This window comes from Cupriavidus sp. SW-Y-13 (assembly GCF_009793345.1).
Classification (GTDB): Bacteria; Pseudomonadota; Gammaproteobacteria; order Burkholderiales; family Burkholderiaceae; genus Cupriavidus.
Genome location: NZ_WHLX01000002.1, coordinates 1,758,819 through 1,777,106 on the forward strand (window position 1 = coordinate 1,758,819; position 18,288 = coordinate 1,777,106).

Genomic DNA, 18,288 nt, shown 5'->3' on the forward strand with positions numbered 1-18,288 from the left:
ACATCGCGCCTTTGCAAAGCACACCGCCATGAACAAGAACGTTTCGATGGGTCCCGCACAGCGGATGATCCAACAGGCATGGAATGCCTACAACGCCAACAAGTATGCGGATTCCCTGAAGCAGTCCCGTGCGGTCAAGCGCATCGCGGGCTCGCTTCCGGACGCCTACTACCTGGAAGCGCTGTCGCTGTCCGGCATGAACCACCACGAGGAAGCCAAGCGGCTGGCCGAAGCCGGCATGAAGCGCTTCCCGAACCATGCGGGCTTTCTCGGGCTGATCGGCGCGCTGGAGATCGCCCTGGAGAACTACGCCGAGGGCATCCCGCTGCTGCAGCGCAGCCTGGCGCTGCAGCCCGGCTCCGCCCACCTCTGGGGCGTGCTCGGCACCGCCATGTTCTACACCGGCGACTACTTCGGCGCACAGCTGGCGGGCGAGAAAGCCGCCGCGCTGCTGCCGAACGACGCGATCGCCGTGGGCAACTACGCTTCGGCGCTGCGCGAATCGGGCAGCACGATCGAGGCCATTCCCATTTTCCGGCGCGCCTGCGCGCTGGACCCCACGCAGCGCGTGAACCGCTCCAACCTGCTGTTCTCGCTGCTGTATGACGAGAACATCGGCGCCGACGAGCTGCGCCGCGAGGCCATGGACTGGGCCTCGACGCTGGCACGCACCACCATCGACGCCCCCGCGCTGCAGCCCAGCGAAGGCGAGCGCATCCGCATCGGCATCCTCTCGAACGACTTGCGCCGCCATGCGTGCGCCTACTTCCTGATTCCGCTGATCGCGAACCTGGATCGCGCGCGATTCGAGGTGCACCTGTTCTCGCTGTCGAACGTCAACGACAACATCACCCGCAAGATCCGCGTCTACGCCGAAGGCTTCCACGATCTGTACAAGATGTCCGAGGCCGATGTCGTACGCGCCGTGCGTGCGCAGCGCTGCGACGTGATGATCGACCTCGGCGGCTACACCGGTGCCTCCCCGCTGACCTACATGGTGCAGCGCCTGGCCCCGAAGCAACTCACGTGGCTGGGCTACCCCGGCACCACCGGCATGCCGCAGATCGACTACCGCGTCACCGACTGGACGGCTGACCCCGAAGGCTTCGACCACAACTACACCGAAAAGCTGCTGCGCGCGCCCGTGTTCAGCGCGTTCCACCCGAGCGTGACCAACCCGCTGGCCATCTACGAGGAGCGCTACCGCGTGAAGCCCACGCCCGCGCTGACGAATGGCTACATCACGTTCGGATCGTGCAACACCATCGCCAAGCTCGGTCCCAAGACCATGCGGCTGTGGAGTGCCGTGCTGGCGCGATGCCCCAACTCCCGCATGCTGGTGGAAGCCGCCGGCTGCGACCAGGAGAAGGTGCGCGAGATGCTGTTCGAGCGCATGGCCGCGCACGGTATCGACACCAGCCGCGTGGAACTGATCAATCGTGACGGCGCCAATCAATACGTCACGTATCACCGCATCGACATCGCGCTGGACACCGCACCGGTCACGGGCGGCACCACCACCTGCGACGCCATCTGGATGGGTGTGCCCGTGGTGACATTCGCCGGCGATACGTTCCACCAGCGCGTCTCCGCACCGTTCCTGCATGCCGCCGGCCTGGACGATCTGATCTGCGACACCGAGGAGCGCTACGTCGATGTGGCCTGCGCGCTGGCCGCCGACGTGCAGCAGCTCGACAACATCCGCCAGTCGATCCGTCCGCGTGCCGAGCAGAGCGAGATGTTCGACGCGCCGCGCTTTGCCGGTTGGTTCGAAGACCAGCTCACGGAAATCTGCGCGGATACCAAGCCCATCGCGCCGCGCACCGCGCCGCGCCAGCAGGGCATCTACTTCGGCGGACAGTACTACGCTGCCGAGGACCTGCTGATGTCCGTGGCCGCGCACATGCATCTGGGCGAATGGCGCGCCGTGCATAACGTGCTGGAGAACCTGACTTCCACGTGGTATCGCCACTGGGCCGTGGCGTATGGCCTGGCCGAGTACCACTACCACAACGAAGCCCCCGACACCGCGATCGAACTGCTGGTGGAAGCCATCGGCATGCGTCCTTACGCGCTGGGTCTGTATCGCAAGCTCGCCGTGTGGCTGGCCGAGCAGAACCTGGACCGCTCCGCACTGGCATCGCTGCTGGAAGAACAGTTCGGCCTGACGCTCGACGCGCTGGAAGCCATGCCGCTGCCCAACGCCTTCGAGATGCTCGGCCTGGAAATGCCGGGCGCCGCCCGCAACCCTACCCAAGAACAGGTCACCGAAGAGGTCAACGCATGAAAGCCGTCATCCTGGCCGGTGGGCTGGGCACCCGTATCTCCGAGGAATCGCACCTGCGTCCCAAGCCGATGATCGAGATCGGCGGCAAGCCGATCCTGTGGCACATCATGAAGATGTACTCGGCGCATGGCGTGAACGAGTTCGTGATCTGCCTGGGCTACAAGGGCTACGTCATCAAGGAATACTTCGCCAACTACTTCCTGCACATGTCCGACGTGACGTTCGACATGCGCGAGAACCGCATGGCCGTGCATCAGCGCAAGGCCGAGCCGTGGAGCGTGACGCTGGTGGATACCGGCGAGGATTCGATGACCGGCGGCCGCCTGCGCCGCGTGCGCGAGTACCTGACGCCGGGCGAAGCGTTCTGCTTTACCTATGGCGACGGCGTCTCCGACATCGACATCACCCGCGAAATCGCCTTCCACCACTCGCATGGCCGCCGCGCCACGGTAGCTGCCGTGCAGCCGCCGGGACGCTACGGCGCGCTGGAACGCGATGACGACAAGGTCAGCGGCTTCACCGAGAAGCCGCGCGGCGATGGCGCGTGGATCAACGGCGGCTTCTTCGTGCTGCAACCCGAGGTTCTCGACCTGATCGAAGACGATGCCACGTCGTGGGAAGAAGCTCCAATGCGCGCGCTGGCAAAGAACGGCCAGATGGCGGCCTTCGAACACACGGGCTTCTGGCAGCCGATGGATACGCTGCGCGAAAAGAACATGCTGGAAGACCTCTGGCAATCAGGCAAGGCACCGTGGAAGATCTGGTAAGCAACGCCGCCGACGCGGCTCACGTTTTCGCGGCCTATCGCGGACGGCGCGTCTTCATCACCGGCCATACCGGCTTCAAGGGCGCGTGGCTGGCGCTGCTGCTTGCCCGCGCCGGTGCGCGCGTGAGCGGTTACGCGCTGACACCGAACACGACGCCGAGCCTGTTCGATGCGGCCTGCGTGGCGTCGTCGCTCGCTGCGCACACCATCGGCGATGTACGCGATGCCTCTACGCTGGCGCGCGCGATGGACATCGCGCAGCCCGAGATCGTGTTCCACTTGGCCGCCCAGCCGCTGGTGCGCGCGAGTTATCGCGATCCGGCGCAGACGTGGTCCACGAACGTGATGGGCACCGTCAACGTGCTCGATGCCGTGCGCGCCTGCCCGTCCGTGCGCGCCGTGATCGTGATCACCACGGACAAGTGCTACGACAACAAGGAATGGTTGTGGGGCTATCGCGAGACCGATCCGCTCGGTGGCCATGACCCCTACAGCGCCAGCAAGGCCGGCACCGAACTGGTGGCCGCCAGCTATCGCAAATCGTTCCTGGCCGAGCGCGGCGTACTGCTGGCTACCGCACGCGCCGGCAACGTGATTGGCGGCGGCGACTGGTCCGAAGACCGGCTGATTCCCGACGCCGCGCGCGCCGCTGCGGCCGGCCAGACGCTGGAAATCCGCAGCCCGCACGCCACGCGGCCGTGGCAACACGTACTGGAAGCGCTGCACGGTTATCTGCGACTGGGCAACCGTCTGCTCGATGGCGACGCTGCACTGGCCGATGCGTTCAACTTCGGGCCGGAGCCGCGCGACAACGTATCCGTGGGCAACGTGCTGCGCGGCCTGCGCGCGCACTGGCCGGAACTGGAATGGAAGCATTGCCCGCCGCCGGGTGCCGCACCGCACGAGGCGCGCAACCTGTATCTGGACGCCGCGCGTGCGCACATGCTGCTGGGCTGGGCCCCGCGCTGGACGCTTGACGAGGCGCTGGCCGCCACGGCGCAGTGGTATCGCACCGTGCAACTGTCGCCCACCCAGGCACGCGCCATCACCGAACAACAAATCGAGCAATTCTGCGCATGAACGCTCCTGTCAAACACGCAGCACCCATCGACTCTGCACCCCGCGCGAACTGCCGCGCCTGCGGCACGCCGATGCACCAGTCGATGGTCGATCTCGGCCTGTCGCCGGTGTCCAACGCCTTCATCCGGCCCGAGCACATCGCGCAAGGCGAGATGTTCTATCCGCTGCACGCGATGGTGTGCGATGCCTGCTGGCTCGTGCAACTGCGCGACGCCACGCCGGCCGAGACGCACTTCCACGACGACTACGTGTACTTCTCGTCGTTCTCCACCTCGTGGCTCGAACATGCGCGCCGCTACGTGGAGTCGATGACCGCGCGCTTCGGACTCGGCAAGCAGAGCCGCGTGATGGAAATCGCCAGCAATGACGGCTATCTGCTGCAGTACTTCCACCAGAACGGCGTGCCGTGCCTGGGCGTGGAACCTTCGTCGAACACGGGCGAGGCAGCACGCGCCAAGGGCATCGACAGCCGCGAGCTGTTCTTTGGTGAACGCACCGCCCGTGCGCTGTGCGTGGAAGGTTGGCAGGTGGACTTGCTGCTCGGCAATAACGTGCTGGCGCACGTGCCGGACATCAACGACTTCGTGGGCGGCATGCCCATCGTGCTGAAGCCCGAAGGCGTCATCACGCTGGAATTCCCGCACCTGCTGCGCCTGCTGGAGCAGAACCAGTTCGACACGCTGTATCACGAACATTACTCGTACCTGTCGCTGACCGCGCTGGTGCCGATCCTGGCGCGTGCAGGGCTGCGCGTGTTCGATATCGAACACCTGCCCACGCACGGCGGCAGCCTGCGCATGTATGCGTGCCACCAGAAAGCCAGCCACGTTGCCACCGCTGCCGTGCAGGCATGCCTGGACGAGGAAGCACGCGGCGGCCTGGCATCAACCGAACGCTACGCAGCATTTGCTGAAGGCGTGCGCCGCGCACGCGTGGATTTCCTCGCCTTCCTGATCGATGCGCGCCGCAAGGGCAAGCGCGTGGCCGCCTATGGCGCCGCCGCCAAGGGCAACACGCTGCTGAACTACTGCGGCATCGACAGTGACCTGATCGAATACGTGGTGGACCGCAACCCGGCCAAGCAGGACAAGCTGCTGCCCGGTTCGCGCATCCCCGTGCTGGCGCCCGAAGTCATCGACGAACGCAAGCCCGACTATCTCGTGATCCTGCCCTGGAACATCAAGGATGAGGTCATGACGCAGATGGCCGGCATCCGTGCCTGGGGCGGCCGCTTCGTGGTGGCGATTCCCGAAACCGTGGTGCTGCCGTGATCTTCACACCGGCCCGCATCGCCGGCGCCTGGCTCGTCGATCCGGAACCGCTGCAGGACGAGCGCGGCTTCTTTGCCCGCACCGTCTGCGTGGAAACGTTCGCCGCGCATGGCATCGACGCGCGTTTCGTGCAGCAGAGCGTCTCGCGCAACACGCGCGCAGGCATCCTGCGCGGCATGCATTTCCAGCATGGTGCCTACGCCGAAGACAAGCTCGTGCGCGTGACCACGGGCGCGGTGCATGACGTGATCCTGGATCTGCGTCCCGCATCGCCCACGTTCCTGCAATGGCAGGCAGTGGTACTCGATGCCGAGGACCAGCGGGCCATCTATATCCCGAAGGGCGTGGCACACGGCTTCCAGACGCTGACGCCGCGCTCCGAAGTGTTCTACCAGATGACGGTGCCGTTCGCGCCCGGCAGCAGTGCCGGCGTGCGCTGGGACGACCCCGACATCGGCATTGACTGGCCGGACTGCGCGGAACGCATGATCTCCGCAAAGGACCAGGCCCTCCCCTCGCTGGCCGCACTCGGCCTGCGATAACCGTTCATCCCAACCAAAAAACTGACTACCCGAAGCGGAGCCACCCATGACTACTGAAAACTTGCAGAAGCTTTCCGACGCATTGCGCACGGTGGGCGGCAGCACCGCCGCCCGCGACAAGGTCATCGCCCTGTGCAAGAACATCGAGCAGGACCTGTCCGGCTACGAAGGCAGCGTGCGCGATGACATCACGGGTCCGATCGTCGATGCCATGTACGACGAGCAGTCGCGCCTGCGCAAGACGCTGGCCGATGGCACCGTGTTCGAATTCCTGTATCGCACCAAGATCGCGCGCGACTTCCTGATGAGCACGCCGGCGCAGCCGGATCACGTCTGGGAACCGCAGACCACCAAGCTGCTGGTCAAGCTGTGCGAGCGCGGCGGCCATGCCGTCGTTGGCGGCGCGTACTTTGGCGACCAGGTCATCATGATGGCCCGCCAGCTGGCGCGCGCTGGCGGCACCTGCCACGCGTTCGAGCCGAACGCCGACCAGCTTGGCATGCTGCGCAACAACGCCGCGCTGAACCACGTCGAGAACATCCAGAGCTGGCGCCTGGGCCTGTGGTCCGACAGCACCACGCAACTGCGCCTGGAAGGTCATGACTCGTTCGCGCACGCCGTGCATACCTCGGGTCCGGCCGACGACGACAGCTTCAACACGGTGACGATCGACGACTACTGCGCACAGCAGAACGTCGACAAGCTGAGCCTGATCATGCTCGACATCGAAGGTGCCGAACTGAACGTGTTCAAGGGCGCCGCCAGGCAATTGGCCCGCCCCGCCGGCGAAGCCCCGAACCTCGTGTTCGAAGTGCATCGTCACTACGTGGACTGGAGCCGCGGCCTGGAGAACGCCGAGATCATCACGCTGCTCAAGGGCTACGGCTATCACGTCTACGCCGTGCGCGACTTCAACTCGAACGTCGACATGCAGGGCCGTCCGGTAGAACTGGTGCCGGTGGACAAGGTCTTCCTCGAAGGTCCGGCACATGGCTTCAACATGGTGGCCGTCAAGGACCCGGCGCTGCTGGCCGGCAAGGACTTCGCGGTCGTGCCGGGCGTGAGCCCCAAGCTGCTGTGGCACCGTGACCCGGCGCTGCATCACCCGGTGAACTGAGGAACGCCATGCGCTGTACGGTGATTGGTGGCGCCGGCTTTGTCGGCCGCCGCCTGGCTGACACGCTGCGGCGTGCCGGCCATGAAGTCTGGGTGCCAGCGCGCGGCGACCGCGCGCTTTTCAGCCGCGACCTGGGCCATGTGTTCTATTGCGCGGGGCTGACCGCCGACTACGCGGCACGTCCCTACGACACCGTGGCCGCGCACGTCACGCTGCTGGCCGATGTGCTGCGCGCCAATCGCTACGAGCATCTGGTCTATCTGTCGTCCACACGGCTCTATGACAGCTCGCAGTTGCCCGAAGGCGATGAAGCGGCTGCGCTGTCGCTGCAGCCGGCCAATCCGCGCGCGCTGTACGACTTCTCGAAAGGTCTTGGCGAGAACCTCTGCCTGACCGTCGCGGATGGACGCACCGCCGTGGCGCGATTGTCGTGCGTGTTCGACTGGGAAGCGGGTTCGCCCGGCTTCCTGTCCGAATGGCTGGTACGCGCCGCGTCCGAGCGCGCGTTCCGGCTCGACAGCGATGCGGGCTACGTGCGCGACTACATCCACCTCGACGACGTGGTGCTGGCGCTGGAAACCATCTCCACGCGCCGCGCCGGTGGCATCTTCAACGTCGCCAGCGGCGAGAACGTGTCCAACGGACAGCTTGCGGAAGTCTTCCGAAACGCCGGCTGGGACATCAACCTCTCGCGCTCGTCGCCCGTGCAGCGCGCGGCGGTATGCAGCACTTCGGCACTGCGCGCGCTGGGCGTGACGCCGCGCGACGTGCAGTCGATGGTGGCAACGTATCTGGAGACTATCCGCCCATGGAACTGATCGGCCAGACCCGCGCATCGCTCGCGGCCTACACGTGCGCACAGGTCGCCAACCTCGTACCGGACGGCCGTCACGATACGCTGCTGCCGGTGGTCACGCGCCATATCGACGAAGCACTGGCCCGCACGGGCCGCTGCATCGACGCCGTGCGCATGTGGCGGCCCGGCCAGTTCAACTACCTGCACTCGTCGCAGTACTGCCAGTACCTGTACTACCTGGCCAATACGATCTGGCGCAACGACCGCGATGCCGAGTCCTGCACGAAGCTCTTCCTGCTGAACAAGGCGCTCAACGCGATCGACATGTTCTACGAGGTGGAACTGCCCGAGGTCTTCCTCATTGGCCATTCGGTCGGCATCGTGCTGGCGAAGGCCACTTACGGCAACTACCTCGTGCTGTACCAGAATTCGACGGTCGGCAAGAACCACGGCGTGGCACCTGTCATCGGCGACGGTGTGGTGATGTACCCGAACACGGCCATCATCGGCCGCAGCCATGTACGAGATGGCTCGGTGGTGGCACAGGGCGTCAGCGTGCTGAACCGCGATACACCGGGCAACTGCCTGGTCTACAACGGGCAGGGCGGCGATCTGGTTTGCAAGCCGGCGAAGGAGCGGGCAGCGGAGGAGTATTTCCGGGTCTGAGTTTTGGCGGGAAGCAACAAAAAAGGCCATGCCGCTGTACAAGCCGCATGGCCTTCTTTCGTTCCGGGGCCGGTTGGCCCCAGACGCGATGACACGGTTACACCGGCATGTTCATCATTTCCTGATACGCGGCGGCCAGGCGGTTACGCACCTGCACGGCGGTCTGGAAGGAGATGTTGGCCTTCTGCATGTCGATCATGACGTCGTTGAGCGCCACGCCCGGCTTGCCCAGTTCGAATGCCTCGGCCTTGCCGTAGGCGGATTCCTGGGTGGCGTTGAGGCGTTGCAGCGATTTCTGCAGTTCGCCGGAAAAGCCCCCCGCCACGGCCGTGGAAGCCTGGCTGGGAGTGCCGCCGCCAGCCGCCTGCGCCAGTCCGCGCAGTTGCTGCAGCATGCCTTCGATCGAGGAAATGGACATGGCTATCAGTAATTGGATGAATCGGTTGACAGGGAACATGGCGAAAACATCACTCACCATCCTGTTTCAGCCCTCGCAATGTACTGGTGCCCCGCCTCCTACCAAAGGATGAATTCGGGGGGGAAACCTCCGCTATTCCGCCAATTGTCCTTCCGCCTTCTGACCGATGATCGCTACCGTGCCGGATCTGGCAGTTCGTGGCGTATTGCCCGACTGCCCACGGCACAAGGAACATCAACTATCGCGGGGAGTGCGCGTGTTTTGTCAGCAGCGTAATGTGAGCCGTGCCGGAATGAATAACGGCAGCAAAGGCCAGTATGGCAAGGGCAGGGTTTGCCCGGCCAAGCCGGAGATGCGCGCATGAACGCGGCAGCTACCCTGCCGGCCGGCGGCGCGGCCGTGCTCGAGAAGCTCAAGGCCAATCCGCGCCTGCCCCTGATGCTGGGCGGCGCCGCGCTGGTGGCCGCCATCGCCGTGGGCGTGATGTGGTCCCGCCAGCCCGACTACAAGGTGCTGTACACCAACCTGTCCGAACGTGACGGCGGCGCGGTGATCCAGGCGTTGCAACAGGCCAACGTGCCGTACAAGTTCGCCGAAGGCGGCGGTGCGGTCATGGTCCCGTCCGACAAGGTCCACGAGACCCGTCTGCGCCTGGCCAGCCAGGGCCTGCCCAAGAGCGGCACCACGGGCATGGAACTGATGGACAACCAGAAGTTCGGTATCAGCCAGTTTGCCGAGCAGGTCAACTACCAGCGCGGCCTGGAAGGCGAACTCGCCCGTTCGATCGAATCGATCGGCGCCGTGCAGTCCGCACGCGTGCACCTGGCCATCCCCAAGCCCACGCTGTTCGTGCGCGAGCGCCAGAAGCCCACCGCCTCCGTGGTGCTGCAGCTCTACCCGGGCCGTGCCATCGATGAGGGCCAGGTGGCCGCCATCACGCATCTGGTGTCGTCGAGCGTGCCGGAACTGACGCCGAAGTCGATCTCGATCGTCGACCAGCACGGCAACCTGCTCTCGGGCACCAGCGACCGCTCGATGGACGCCACGCAGCTCAAGTACGTGCAGCAGGTGGAACAGAGCTACGTCAAGCGCGTGGAATCGATCCTGGCCCCGATCCTCGGCAAGGACAACGTCCACGCCCAGGTCACCGCCGACGTCGATTTCTCGTCCGTCGAACACACCGACGAAAGCTTCAAGCCGAACCAGGACCCGACACGCGCCGCCATCCGCAGCCAGCAGACCAGCGAGTCCAACCAGCAGAACGGCACCCCCGTGGGTGGCGTGCCGGGTGCGCTGTCGAACCAGCCGCCTGCCGCCGCCGTGGCGCCGGTGACCACGCCGCAGCCGCCGCGCCAGCCGGGTCAGCCGAATCCGCCGGCCCAGGCCAACCAGCAAGGCCAGCAAACGCAGACCGCCGAGAAGACCGGCCCGAGCAGCAGCCGCCGCGATGCCACGACGAACTACGAACTGGATCGCTCGGTGCGCCACATCCAGCAGGCTCCGGGTGGCGTGAAGCGTCTGTCCGTGGCCGTGGTCGTGAACTACCGCTCGAAGGTGGACGCCAAGGGCAAGCCGATTACCGAGGCGCTGTCGGCCAAGGAAATCGCCCAGATCGAGAACCTGACCAAGGAAGCGATGGGCTTCTCGGCCGATCGCGGCGACTCCCTGAACGTGGTCAACAGCCCGTTCACCGCCGAGAACAACAAGGAACCGGAACTGCCGCTGTGGAAGCAGCCGCAGATGATCGACCTGGCCAAGACCGGCGTCGGCTACCTGCTCCTGGCCCTGCTGGCCGTGTTCCTGTGGTTCAAGGTGGCGCGTCCGGTGCTGCGCAAGTACACCGCACCGCCGGTGCCGGCCCTGACGGAATCCGCCGATGGCACCACTGCGGAAGCCGTTCTGCTGCCGCCGGAAGAGGAAACCAATCCGGAAGTGCTGCGCCTTGCCGCGAAATACGAAAGCGATCTCGCCCTGGTGCGCGACGCCGCGCAACGCGACCCGCGCCTGGTCGCCAGCGTAATCAAGACCTGGATGGCAAATGACGAAGGCTAACAAGGCAGCGCCCGAGAAGGGCGTACAGAAGAGCGCCATCCTGATGATGGCCGTGGGCGAAGATGCTGCGGCCGAGGTCTTCAAGCACCTGTCGCCGCGCGAAGTGCAGCAGCTTGGCTCCGCCATGGCCAGCCTGAACGCGGTGACGCGCGAGGAAATGGCCGAGGTGCTGGCCGAGTTCCGTGGCGAGACCGAGCAATACCTGGCGCTCAACGTCGACTCCAGCTCGTTCATCAAGAGCGTGCTGAACAAGGCGCTGGGCGAGGAACGTGCGCTGTCGGTGATCGAGGACATTCTCGAATCGCGCGATCCGGGCGGCGGCATCGATTCGCTCAACTGGATGGACGCCACGTCCGTGGCCGAGCTGATCAAGGACGAGCACCCGCAGATCATCGCCACGATCCTGATCCACCTGGACCGCCAGAAGTCTTCGGAAGTGCTGGGCTTCTTCACGGAACGCCTGCGCAACGACGTGATCCTGCGTATCGCCACGTTCGGCGGCGTACAGCCGGGCGCGCTGCAGGAGCTGACCGACGTGCTGACCAAGCTGCTGGCAGGCCAGAGCCTGAAGCGCAGCCGCATGGGCGGTGTCCGCACGGCGGCCGAGATCATCAACCTGATGAGCACGGCCCACGAGGAAGCGGTCATCGACGGCGTGCGCACGCACGACGCGGACCTGGCGCAGAAGATCATCGACGAGATGTTCCTGTTCGAGAACCTGCTGGAAATCGACGATCGCGGCATCCAGCGCGTGCTCAAGGAAATCGCCACCGAATCGCTCATCGTCGCGCTCAAGGGCGCACAGCAGGAGCTGCGCGACAAGTTCATCCGCAACATGTCGACGCGTGCCGGCGAGATGCTGCGCGAGGACCTCGAAGCGCTGGGTCCGGTGCGTGTGTCGCAGGTCGAGGCAGAGCAGAAGGCCATCCTGCAGGTGGTGAGACGCCTGGCGGAGTCCGGCGAAGTCCAGATTGGCGGAGGAGACGATGCCTACGTTTGAACGCGGTTTTGCCGCTGGCCGGGGCCCTGGCCGCGGCGACCCCGGCTTCTTCGGCGCGCCCGGCGCGCCGGAGGGCACCGGCCAACCCTCGAACCCGCTTGCCCGGGACGATGGCTTCAAGAGTTTCGAACGCCCTGCCCCCGGCCGCATGGATGGCGACGCGTGGAAGCGCTGGCAGATGGAATCGCTCGATCCGCGCGATCGTCTGCGCAAGGTGCTCGAAGCCCAGATTCCCGTGGAGCCCGCACCGCCGCCCTCCATCGACTTTGCCGCGCTCGACGCCATGCGCGAAGGCGCCCGCAAGGAAGGCTACGCGCAGGGCTACAGCCAGGGCCAGACGCAGGGCTATGGCGACGGCCACCGCGAAGGCTATGCCCGTGGCCTGGAAACCGCGCGCAACGAAGCCGCACGGCTGCAGGAACTGGCCGGCAACTTCCGCGATGCGCTGGGACGCGTGGATACCGAGATCGCCGATACGCTGATCTCGCTCGCCCTCGACGTCGCGCGCCAACTGGTGCGCAAGACGCTGGAAGTGGACCCCGCCGCGCTGGTGCCGGCTGCACGCGAACTGCTGAATGCCGAGCCGCCGCTCGCAGGCGCGCCCTGCCTGCTGCTGAATCCCGCTGATGTGGAACTCGTCGAGATGCATCTGAAGGGTGAACTCGAGGGCGCCGGCTGGACCGTGCGCGCCGATGAAACCGTGGCACGTGGCGGCTGCATCGCCAGCGCTGCCAGCGGCGAACTCGACGCCACGCTCGGTACGCGCTGGGCGCGCGTGATCAAGGCGCTGGGCCGCAACGATCCGTGGGAGCCGCCGCATGCATGACGCGCAAGGCGCTGCACAGGCAGCCGCTGAATCGGGAGCCGTGGCATCTGCCACTGCTGCAGCCACCACTGCCGCACTCCATTCCGGCCGTTGGCGCGAGGCGCTGGCTGGTGCTTCCACCGCCATCGAGGAACTCGACAGCAAGCGGACCTGTGGCCGCCTCACGCGCGCAGCGGGCCTGGTGCTCGAAGCCGTGGGGCTGCGCATGCCCGTGGGTAGCGACTGCCTGATCGAACTGCCCGCAGGTCAGCATTCGCATGGCGGCCCGCGCACGGCAGAAGCCGAAGTCGTGGGCTTTGGCGCCGACCGTCTCTACCTGATGCCGCAGTCCGACGTGGCTGGCCTGGTGCCAGGCGCGCGCGTCTATCCGCTCGAACCGTCGCCGCTGCCCAAGGGTGTGAGCGCACCGCGCGAGCCGGGCTCGAAACGCCTGCCCGTGGGCGATGGCCTGCTCGGGCGCGTGCTCGACGCCGCCGGCCGTCCGCTCGATGGACTTGGGCCCATCACTGCCGCCAGCGAAGTGCCGCTGTCTGGCGCACAGATCAATCCGCTAATGCGCGCGCCCATCGACACCGTGCTTGACACCGGCGTGCGCGCGATCAACGGCATGCTGACCGTGGGACGCGGCCAGCGTATGGGCCTGTTCGCAGGCTCGGGCGTGGGTAAGTCGGTGCTGCTGGGCATGATGGCCCGCTACACCAACGCCGATGTGATCGTCGTGGGACTGATCGGCGAGCGTGGCCGCGAAGTGAAGGAATTTATCGAGAACATCCTCGGTGAAGAAGGCCGCAAGCGCTCCGTCGTGGTAGCCGCACCGGCTGACTGCTCGCCGCTGCTGCGCATGCAGGGCGCCGCGTATGCCACGCGCCTGGCCGAGTATTTCCGCGACAAGGGTCAGCACGTCCTGCTGATCATGGATTCGCTAACCCGTTATGCGATGGCGCAGCGCGAAATCGCGCTGGCCATCGGCGAGCCGCCCGCGACCAAGGGCTATCCGCCATCGGTGTTTGCCAAGCTGCCGACGCTGGTGGAGCGCACCGGCAACGGCCCCGAGGGCGGCGGCTCCATCACCGCGTTCTACACGGTGCTGACCGAAGGGGACGACCAGCAGGACCCGATTGCGGACTCCGCGCGTGCCATTCTCGACGGCCACATCGTGCTGTCGCGAAGCCTGGCCGAAGCGGGCCACTACCCGGCCATCGACGTGGAAGCGTCGATCAGCCGAGCGATGACCGCATTGATCGAACCGCCGCAGTTCGCCTCCGTACGGCGGTTCAAGCAGTTGATGTCGCGCTACCAGCGTAACCGCGACCTGATCAGTGTCGGCGCGTATGTGCCCGGCAATGATCCGGAGCTTGACCTCGCGATTCGCCTGCATCCGCGCATGGAGGCATTCCTGCAGCAGGACATCCATGAGCGCGCCGGGTACGACGCCTCGATCGCCCAGCTGCATGCGACCCTTGGAGTGACGAACCATGGTTAAGAACTCGCCGCTGAACACGCTGGCCGATCTCGCACAGGACAGCACGGACAAGGCCGCCCGCGAACTGGGACGGTTGCAGGGTCTGCGCACGCAGGCCGAGCAACAGCTCAACGCGCTGACCGAGTACCGTCACGAATACCGCGCCCGCATGCAGGCGATTGCCGCCGAAGGCATGACGTCGAGCCGCTGGCACGATTTCTCGCGCTTCCTGGATTCGCTCGACCACGCCATTCGCCAGCAGACGTCAGCACTCGCCAAGGCCGAAGCCGACCTGCTGGCCGGCCGCGTGAACTGGCAGCAACAGAAGCTGCGCCAGAACTCGTTCGACACGCTGATCACGCGCGCCGAGACGCGCGAGCAGCAGGTAGCCACGCGCCGCGAACAGCTCGCCAACGACGAATACGCCGCCCGTATTGCCCGTACGGCCAGCCAGCCGCTGAGCGGCCATAACTGAACCTGCCCAAACCAAGATGATCGATATCAGCCAGCTTGTCGGCAATGCAGCCGCCTCCCTGAACAACACGAAGTCGTCGGATGCCACCAAGGGCAGCGACGCCAATCTGTTCCAGGACACCCTGACCCGCGCGCGCCAGGATAGCCAGCAGGCCGCCGCCAGCGCCACGCCGGTCAAGGTTCCTGCCAAGGACGGCAAGCAGACGAACACCGCAAAGAACGACACGGCGCAGAAGCCGCAGGCCGACAAGTCCGCACAAGCTGGCCAGAACAACGCCCTGCCGAAGCAGGATGACGGCAAGGTCGTGAAGTCCGACAGCACCGCCGATGCGACCGTTGCCAAGGACGCTACCAGCGCCGAGGATGACGCCAAGACTTCGGCGGACGCCGCCGCCGTTGCCGCCGCACTGGCCGCCGCCGCACTGCTGGCACCGCTGCCGACGCCGCAGCCCGCGCAAGCGAATGGCGCGCCTGTCGATGGCTCGGCCATCACCGGCCTGCCGACGCTGCCCGGCCAGGCGCCGGCTGCGGCTGCAGCGGCCCTCGCCACTGCCTCGCCGACCACCAACGCCGCCGCCGACGCTGCCGCCGATGCCGCAGCGCTGCAGGCACAGGTCGATGCGAACGTAGTCACCACCACCGTGACGGAAGCGCCCAAGGGCAGTGTCCCGAACGCCGGCGATACGCTGGCCCTGATCGCCCAGCAACGCGCGGCCCTGCAGAACACCACGCCGACCGCCGCCGACAAACTGGCCGCCGTCGCTACGGCACCGGCCCAGACCTCCGCACAGAACACCGGCGGACAAGGCGCCGGCCAGCAGCAAGCCAACCTGGGGCAATCGAACCAGCAGGCGCTGCCGCAGACCGATACGCAAGCCACGCAGTCCACGACGACGACCAACCCGTTCGCTGCTGCCCAGGCCAGCGCACGAACCGGTGAAGCTGCCGATACCGGCGCAACCAACGCCAGCAGCGCTGCCACGATGGCATCGGCACTGGCCGCCCAGACCGCCACCCAGCACACGCAGGCAGCTACCGCCGCCGCCACGCGCGCGGCCATCGCCCCGAACCTGAACGACAGCCAGTGGTCGCAAGCACTCGGCCAGCAGATGGTGCGCCTGTCCACGCAAGGCAACCAGACCGCCGAACTCGACCTCAACCCGCCCAACCTCGGCCCGCTCAAGGTGGTGCTGAACGTGGTCAACGATCAGGCGCAGGCCCAGTTCGTCTCGCCGCACCAGGCCGTGCGCGCCGCCGTGGAAGCCGCCCTGCCGCAACTGCGCACGTCGATGGCCGAAGCGGGTATCCAGCTCGGCCAGGCATCGGTTGGCGCCGACAGCTTTGCGCAAGCCGGCAACAGCGGCCAGCAACAACAGCAACCGCAACGCCAGTCCGGCAACGGCTTCAGCCAGGCGATGGGCTTTGGCAATGAGCCGGCAGCGCCTGCTGCTCCGTCCACGCCGCGCGCCCCGCGCGTGCTGGCTCGGGGGGAAGTGGATACGTTTGCTTGATGCACCGATTGCTTTAGCTTCGGTTTTCTCCCCTCTCCCGCACCGCGGGAGAGGGGAGAAAACCCGCAGGATTGCCATCGAATCCCCCGGAACTTCCCCACCCTCCCCATGGTCACTCGTGCGACACCCCCGTCCACGACTCCTCCGACCATGCGCTCCCTCCGCCCCCTGCTGTTCACCGCCTTCGCGCTGACCACCTCCTTCGCCAGCGCCCAGGACGCCCCCGCCTACGGCCCCGAACTCGAAGGCTTCGACTACCCGTATCCCGTCCAGCAGTACAAATTCAACTCGCAGGGCCAGCCGCTGCAGATGGCGTTCATGGACGTCAAGCCGCAGAAGCCCAACGGCCGCGCCGTGGTGTTGCTGCACGGCAAGAATTTCTGCGGGGCCACGTGGCAGGAAACCATCCGCCAGCTCAGCGGCGCCGGATATCGCGTGATCGCACCCGATCAGATCGGGTTCTGCAAATCGACCAAACCCGCGCACTATCAGTACACGTTCCAGCAACTCGCCCGCAACACGCACGACCTGCTGGCATCGATTGGCGTCAAGGACGTGACCGTGATGGGCCACTCCACGGGCGGCATGCTGGCGATGCGCTACGCGTTGATGTATCCCGCCGACACGAAGCAACTGGTGCTCGTGAACCCGATCGGGCTGGAAGACTGGAAGGCCAAAGGTGTGCCTTCACTCTCGGTGGACCAGTGGTACGCGCGTGAACTCGACACCACGGCTGACCGCGTGCGCAACTACGAGAAGAACACGTACTACGGTGGTCAGTGGAAGCCAGAGTACGAGATCTGGGTCAAGATGCTGGCCGGCATGTACCAAGGCCCTGGCAAGCAGATCGTCGCCTGGAACTCGGCCCTGCTCTACGACATGATCTACACGCAGCCCGTGGTCTACGAGATGGGCGCCATCCAGGCCCCCACGCTGCTGATGATCGGCCTGACCGACACCACCGCCATCGGCAAGGACCTCGCCCCGCCCGAAATCCGGCCGACGCTGGGCCGCTATACCGAACTCGGCAAGCTCACCGCCAAGGCGATCCCCCACGCGACACTGGTGGAGTTCCCCACACTCGGCCACGCCCCACAGATGCAAGACCCGCAGGGGTTCCACAAGGCGTTGCTGGAGGGGTTGGCAAAGTAAGTTCTGGTTTGCTCAACTCTCGGTTTTCTCCCCTCTCCCGCCTTGCGGGAGAGGGGCGGGGGAGAGGGCCCGGCGGTTCAAATTACCGCTGGTCTGTGATTGACAGGCTTGCCCTCTCCCCCAACCCCTCTCCCACTTCGCGGGAGAGGGGAGCAAACCCACCGTGGCGCCAGCCCCGGTATCATCAACGAGCCCCTGTGCCGCCATGACCTTCGACCTCTTCGACCCCCTCCCTGCCGATGCCGATGCACCTGCCGTGGACAATCTCGGCCCCGGCGCGATGGTGTTGCGCGGGTTCGCGCGTGAGGCGGCGCCTGCACTGCTGGCGGGTGTGGGCGAAGTCAGCGCAGGCTCACATTTTCGGCATCTGATCACACCGGGCGGGCTGCGGATGTCGGTGGCCATGACCAATTGCGGGCAGCGGGGCTGGGTGTCGGATCGGTCCGGTTACCGGTATGACGAGATCGATCCCGATTCGGGCCAGCCATGGCCGTCGATGCCGCGTCCGTTTCTCGATCTGGCCGTGCGTGCCGCCGATGCCGCCGGATACGCCGGCTTTGCGCCGGACGCATGCCTGATCAATCGCTATCTGCCCGGCACGCGGCTCTCCCTGCATCAGGACCGGGACGAACTGGACTTGCGAGCGCCCATTGTCTCGGTCTCGCTGGGCCTGCCGGCGATCTTTCTCTGGGGTGGCTTGCGTCGCGCGGACCGGCCTGCGCGGGTACGGCTGGCGCATGGCGATGTGGTGGTCTGGGGCGGTCCGTCGCGGCTCGTCTTCCATGGCATTGCGCCGCTGGCCGCAGGTGATCACCCACTCACTCATGGCGAACGCATCAACCTGACGTTCCGCAAGACGCGTTAAGAC

At 66.0% G+C, this 18,288-nt stretch carries 17 protein-coding genes; 16 read left to right on the forward strand and 1 reads right to left on the reverse strand.

Translation table 11 applies throughout. The features are described 5' to 3' along the window. Positions 1 to 28: 28 nt before the first annotated feature. From GA566_RS23395 to GA566_RS23430, 8 genes are read left to right on the forward strand one after another with little or no spacing between them, the layout of a single operon-like run. A complete protein-coding gene (locus GA566_RS23395) occupies positions 29 to 2,287 on the forward strand; it encodes a tetratricopeptide repeat protein (RefSeq protein WP_137927647.1) in 2,259 nt (752 codons plus the stop codon). Beyond that, positions 2,284 to 3,054 carry a glucose-1-phosphate cytidylyltransferase gene (gene rfbF / locus GA566_RS23400; RefSeq protein ID WP_137927646.1) on the forward strand — a complete coding sequence of 257 codons (771 nt, stop codon included), beginning with the start codon at positions 2,284 to 2,286 and terminating at the stop codon, positions 3,052 to 3,054. Before GA566_RS23395 ends, rfbF begins: the two co-directional genes overlap by 4 nt. Continuing rightward, positions 3,039 to 4,133 (forward strand): CDP-glucose 4,6-dehydratase, encoded by a 1,095-nt coding sequence (gene rfbG, locus GA566_RS23405; protein ID WP_370459344.1) that lies wholly within the window; start codon positions 3,039 to 3,041, stop codon positions 4,131 to 4,133. The genes rfbF and rfbG overlap by 16 nt, the downstream gene beginning before the upstream one ends. Next, positions 4,130 to 5,404, forward strand: coding sequence for a class I SAM-dependent methyltransferase (locus GA566_RS23410; protein WP_137927645.1), 1,275 nt, complete (start codon positions 4,130 to 4,132; stop codon positions 5,402 to 5,404). The genes rfbG and GA566_RS23410 overlap by 4 nt, the downstream gene beginning before the upstream one ends. Then, positions 5,401 to 5,946 (forward strand): dTDP-4-dehydrorhamnose 3,5-epimerase, encoded by a 546-nt coding sequence (gene rfbC, locus GA566_RS23415; RefSeq protein WP_160474156.1) that lies wholly within the window; start codon positions 5,401 to 5,403, stop codon positions 5,944 to 5,946. The genes GA566_RS23410 and rfbC overlap by 4 nt, the downstream gene beginning before the upstream one ends. Positions 5,947 to 5,992: 46 nt before the next feature. Next, positions 5,993 to 7,063: an FkbM family methyltransferase gene (locus tag GA566_RS23420; protein WP_160474157.1), complete on the forward strand. Its 1,071-nt coding sequence runs from the start codon at positions 5,993 to 5,995 to the stop codon at positions 7,061 to 7,063. Between the two features lie 8 nt (positions 7,064 to 7,071). After that, a complete protein-coding gene (locus tag GA566_RS23425) occupies positions 7,072 to 7,881 on the forward strand; it encodes an NAD(P)-dependent oxidoreductase (protein WP_160474158.1) in 810 nt (269 codons plus the stop codon). After that, positions 7,872 to 8,525: a hypothetical protein gene (locus tag GA566_RS23430; RefSeq protein WP_171020497.1), complete on the forward strand. Its 654-nt coding sequence runs from the start codon at positions 7,872 to 7,874 to the stop codon at positions 8,523 to 8,525. Before GA566_RS23425 ends, GA566_RS23430 begins: the two co-directional genes overlap by 10 nt. A gap of 97 nt (positions 8,526 to 8,622) precedes the next feature. Here the strand turns inward: GA566_RS23430 and fliE are convergent, their stop codons facing one another. Continuing rightward, complete coding sequence (gene fliE / locus GA566_RS23435; protein WP_137927641.1) at positions 8,623 to 8,943, reverse strand: flagellar hook-basal body complex protein FliE; 321 nt, start codon at positions 8,941 to 8,943, stop codon at positions 8,623 to 8,625. A gap of 360 nt (positions 8,944 to 9,303) precedes the next feature. Between fliE and fliF the strand changes: the two genes are divergently transcribed. The 8 genes from fliF to alkB all read left to right on the forward strand — a co-directional run bounded on the left by fliF (position 9,304) and on the right by alkB (position 18,285). Beyond that, entirely contained in the window at positions 9,304 to 10,995 is a 1,692-nt protein-coding gene (gene fliF, locus GA566_RS23440; RefSeq protein WP_137927640.1) for a flagellar basal-body MS-ring/collar protein FliF, read from the forward strand. Next, complete coding sequence (gene fliG, locus GA566_RS23445; protein WP_137927639.1) at positions 10,982 to 11,995, forward strand: flagellar motor switch protein FliG; 1,014 nt, start codon at positions 10,982 to 10,984, stop codon at positions 11,993 to 11,995. Before fliF ends, fliG begins: the two co-directional genes overlap by 14 nt. Continuing rightward, on the forward strand, positions 11,982 to 12,821 hold the full coding sequence (fliH, locus tag GA566_RS23450; RefSeq protein ID WP_137927638.1) for a flagellar assembly protein FliH: 840 nt from the start codon (positions 11,982 to 11,984) through the stop codon (positions 12,819 to 12,821). The genes fliG and fliH overlap by 14 nt, the downstream gene beginning before the upstream one ends. Beyond that, on the forward strand, positions 12,814 to 14,304 hold the full coding sequence (fliI, locus tag GA566_RS23455; RefSeq protein ID WP_237380600.1) for a flagellar protein export ATPase FliI: 1,491 nt from the start codon (positions 12,814 to 12,816) through the stop codon (positions 14,302 to 14,304). Before fliH ends, fliI begins: the two co-directional genes overlap by 8 nt. Continuing rightward, positions 14,297 to 14,758 carry a flagellar export protein FliJ gene (gene fliJ, locus GA566_RS23460; protein WP_137927636.1) on the forward strand — a complete coding sequence of 154 codons (462 nt, stop codon included), beginning with the start codon at positions 14,297 to 14,299 and terminating at the stop codon, positions 14,756 to 14,758. Before fliI ends, fliJ begins: the two co-directional genes overlap by 8 nt. A gap of 16 nt (positions 14,759 to 14,774) precedes the next feature. After that, positions 14,775 to 16,268, forward strand: coding sequence for a flagellar hook-length control protein FliK (locus tag GA566_RS23465; protein ID WP_160474159.1), 1,494 nt, complete (start codon positions 14,775 to 14,777; stop codon positions 16,266 to 16,268). Positions 16,269 to 16,418: 150 nt separating this feature from the next. Further along, complete coding sequence (locus tag GA566_RS23470; protein WP_160474160.1) at positions 16,419 to 17,420, forward strand: alpha/beta fold hydrolase; 1,002 nt, start codon at positions 16,419 to 16,421, stop codon at positions 17,418 to 17,420. A 205-nt stretch (positions 17,421 to 17,625) separates the two neighbouring features. Then, positions 17,626 to 18,285 (forward strand): DNA oxidative demethylase AlkB, encoded by a 660-nt coding sequence (gene alkB, locus GA566_RS23475; RefSeq protein WP_160474161.1) that lies wholly within the window; start codon positions 17,626 to 17,628, stop codon positions 18,283 to 18,285. Positions 18,286 to 18,288: the final 3 nt, after the last annotated feature.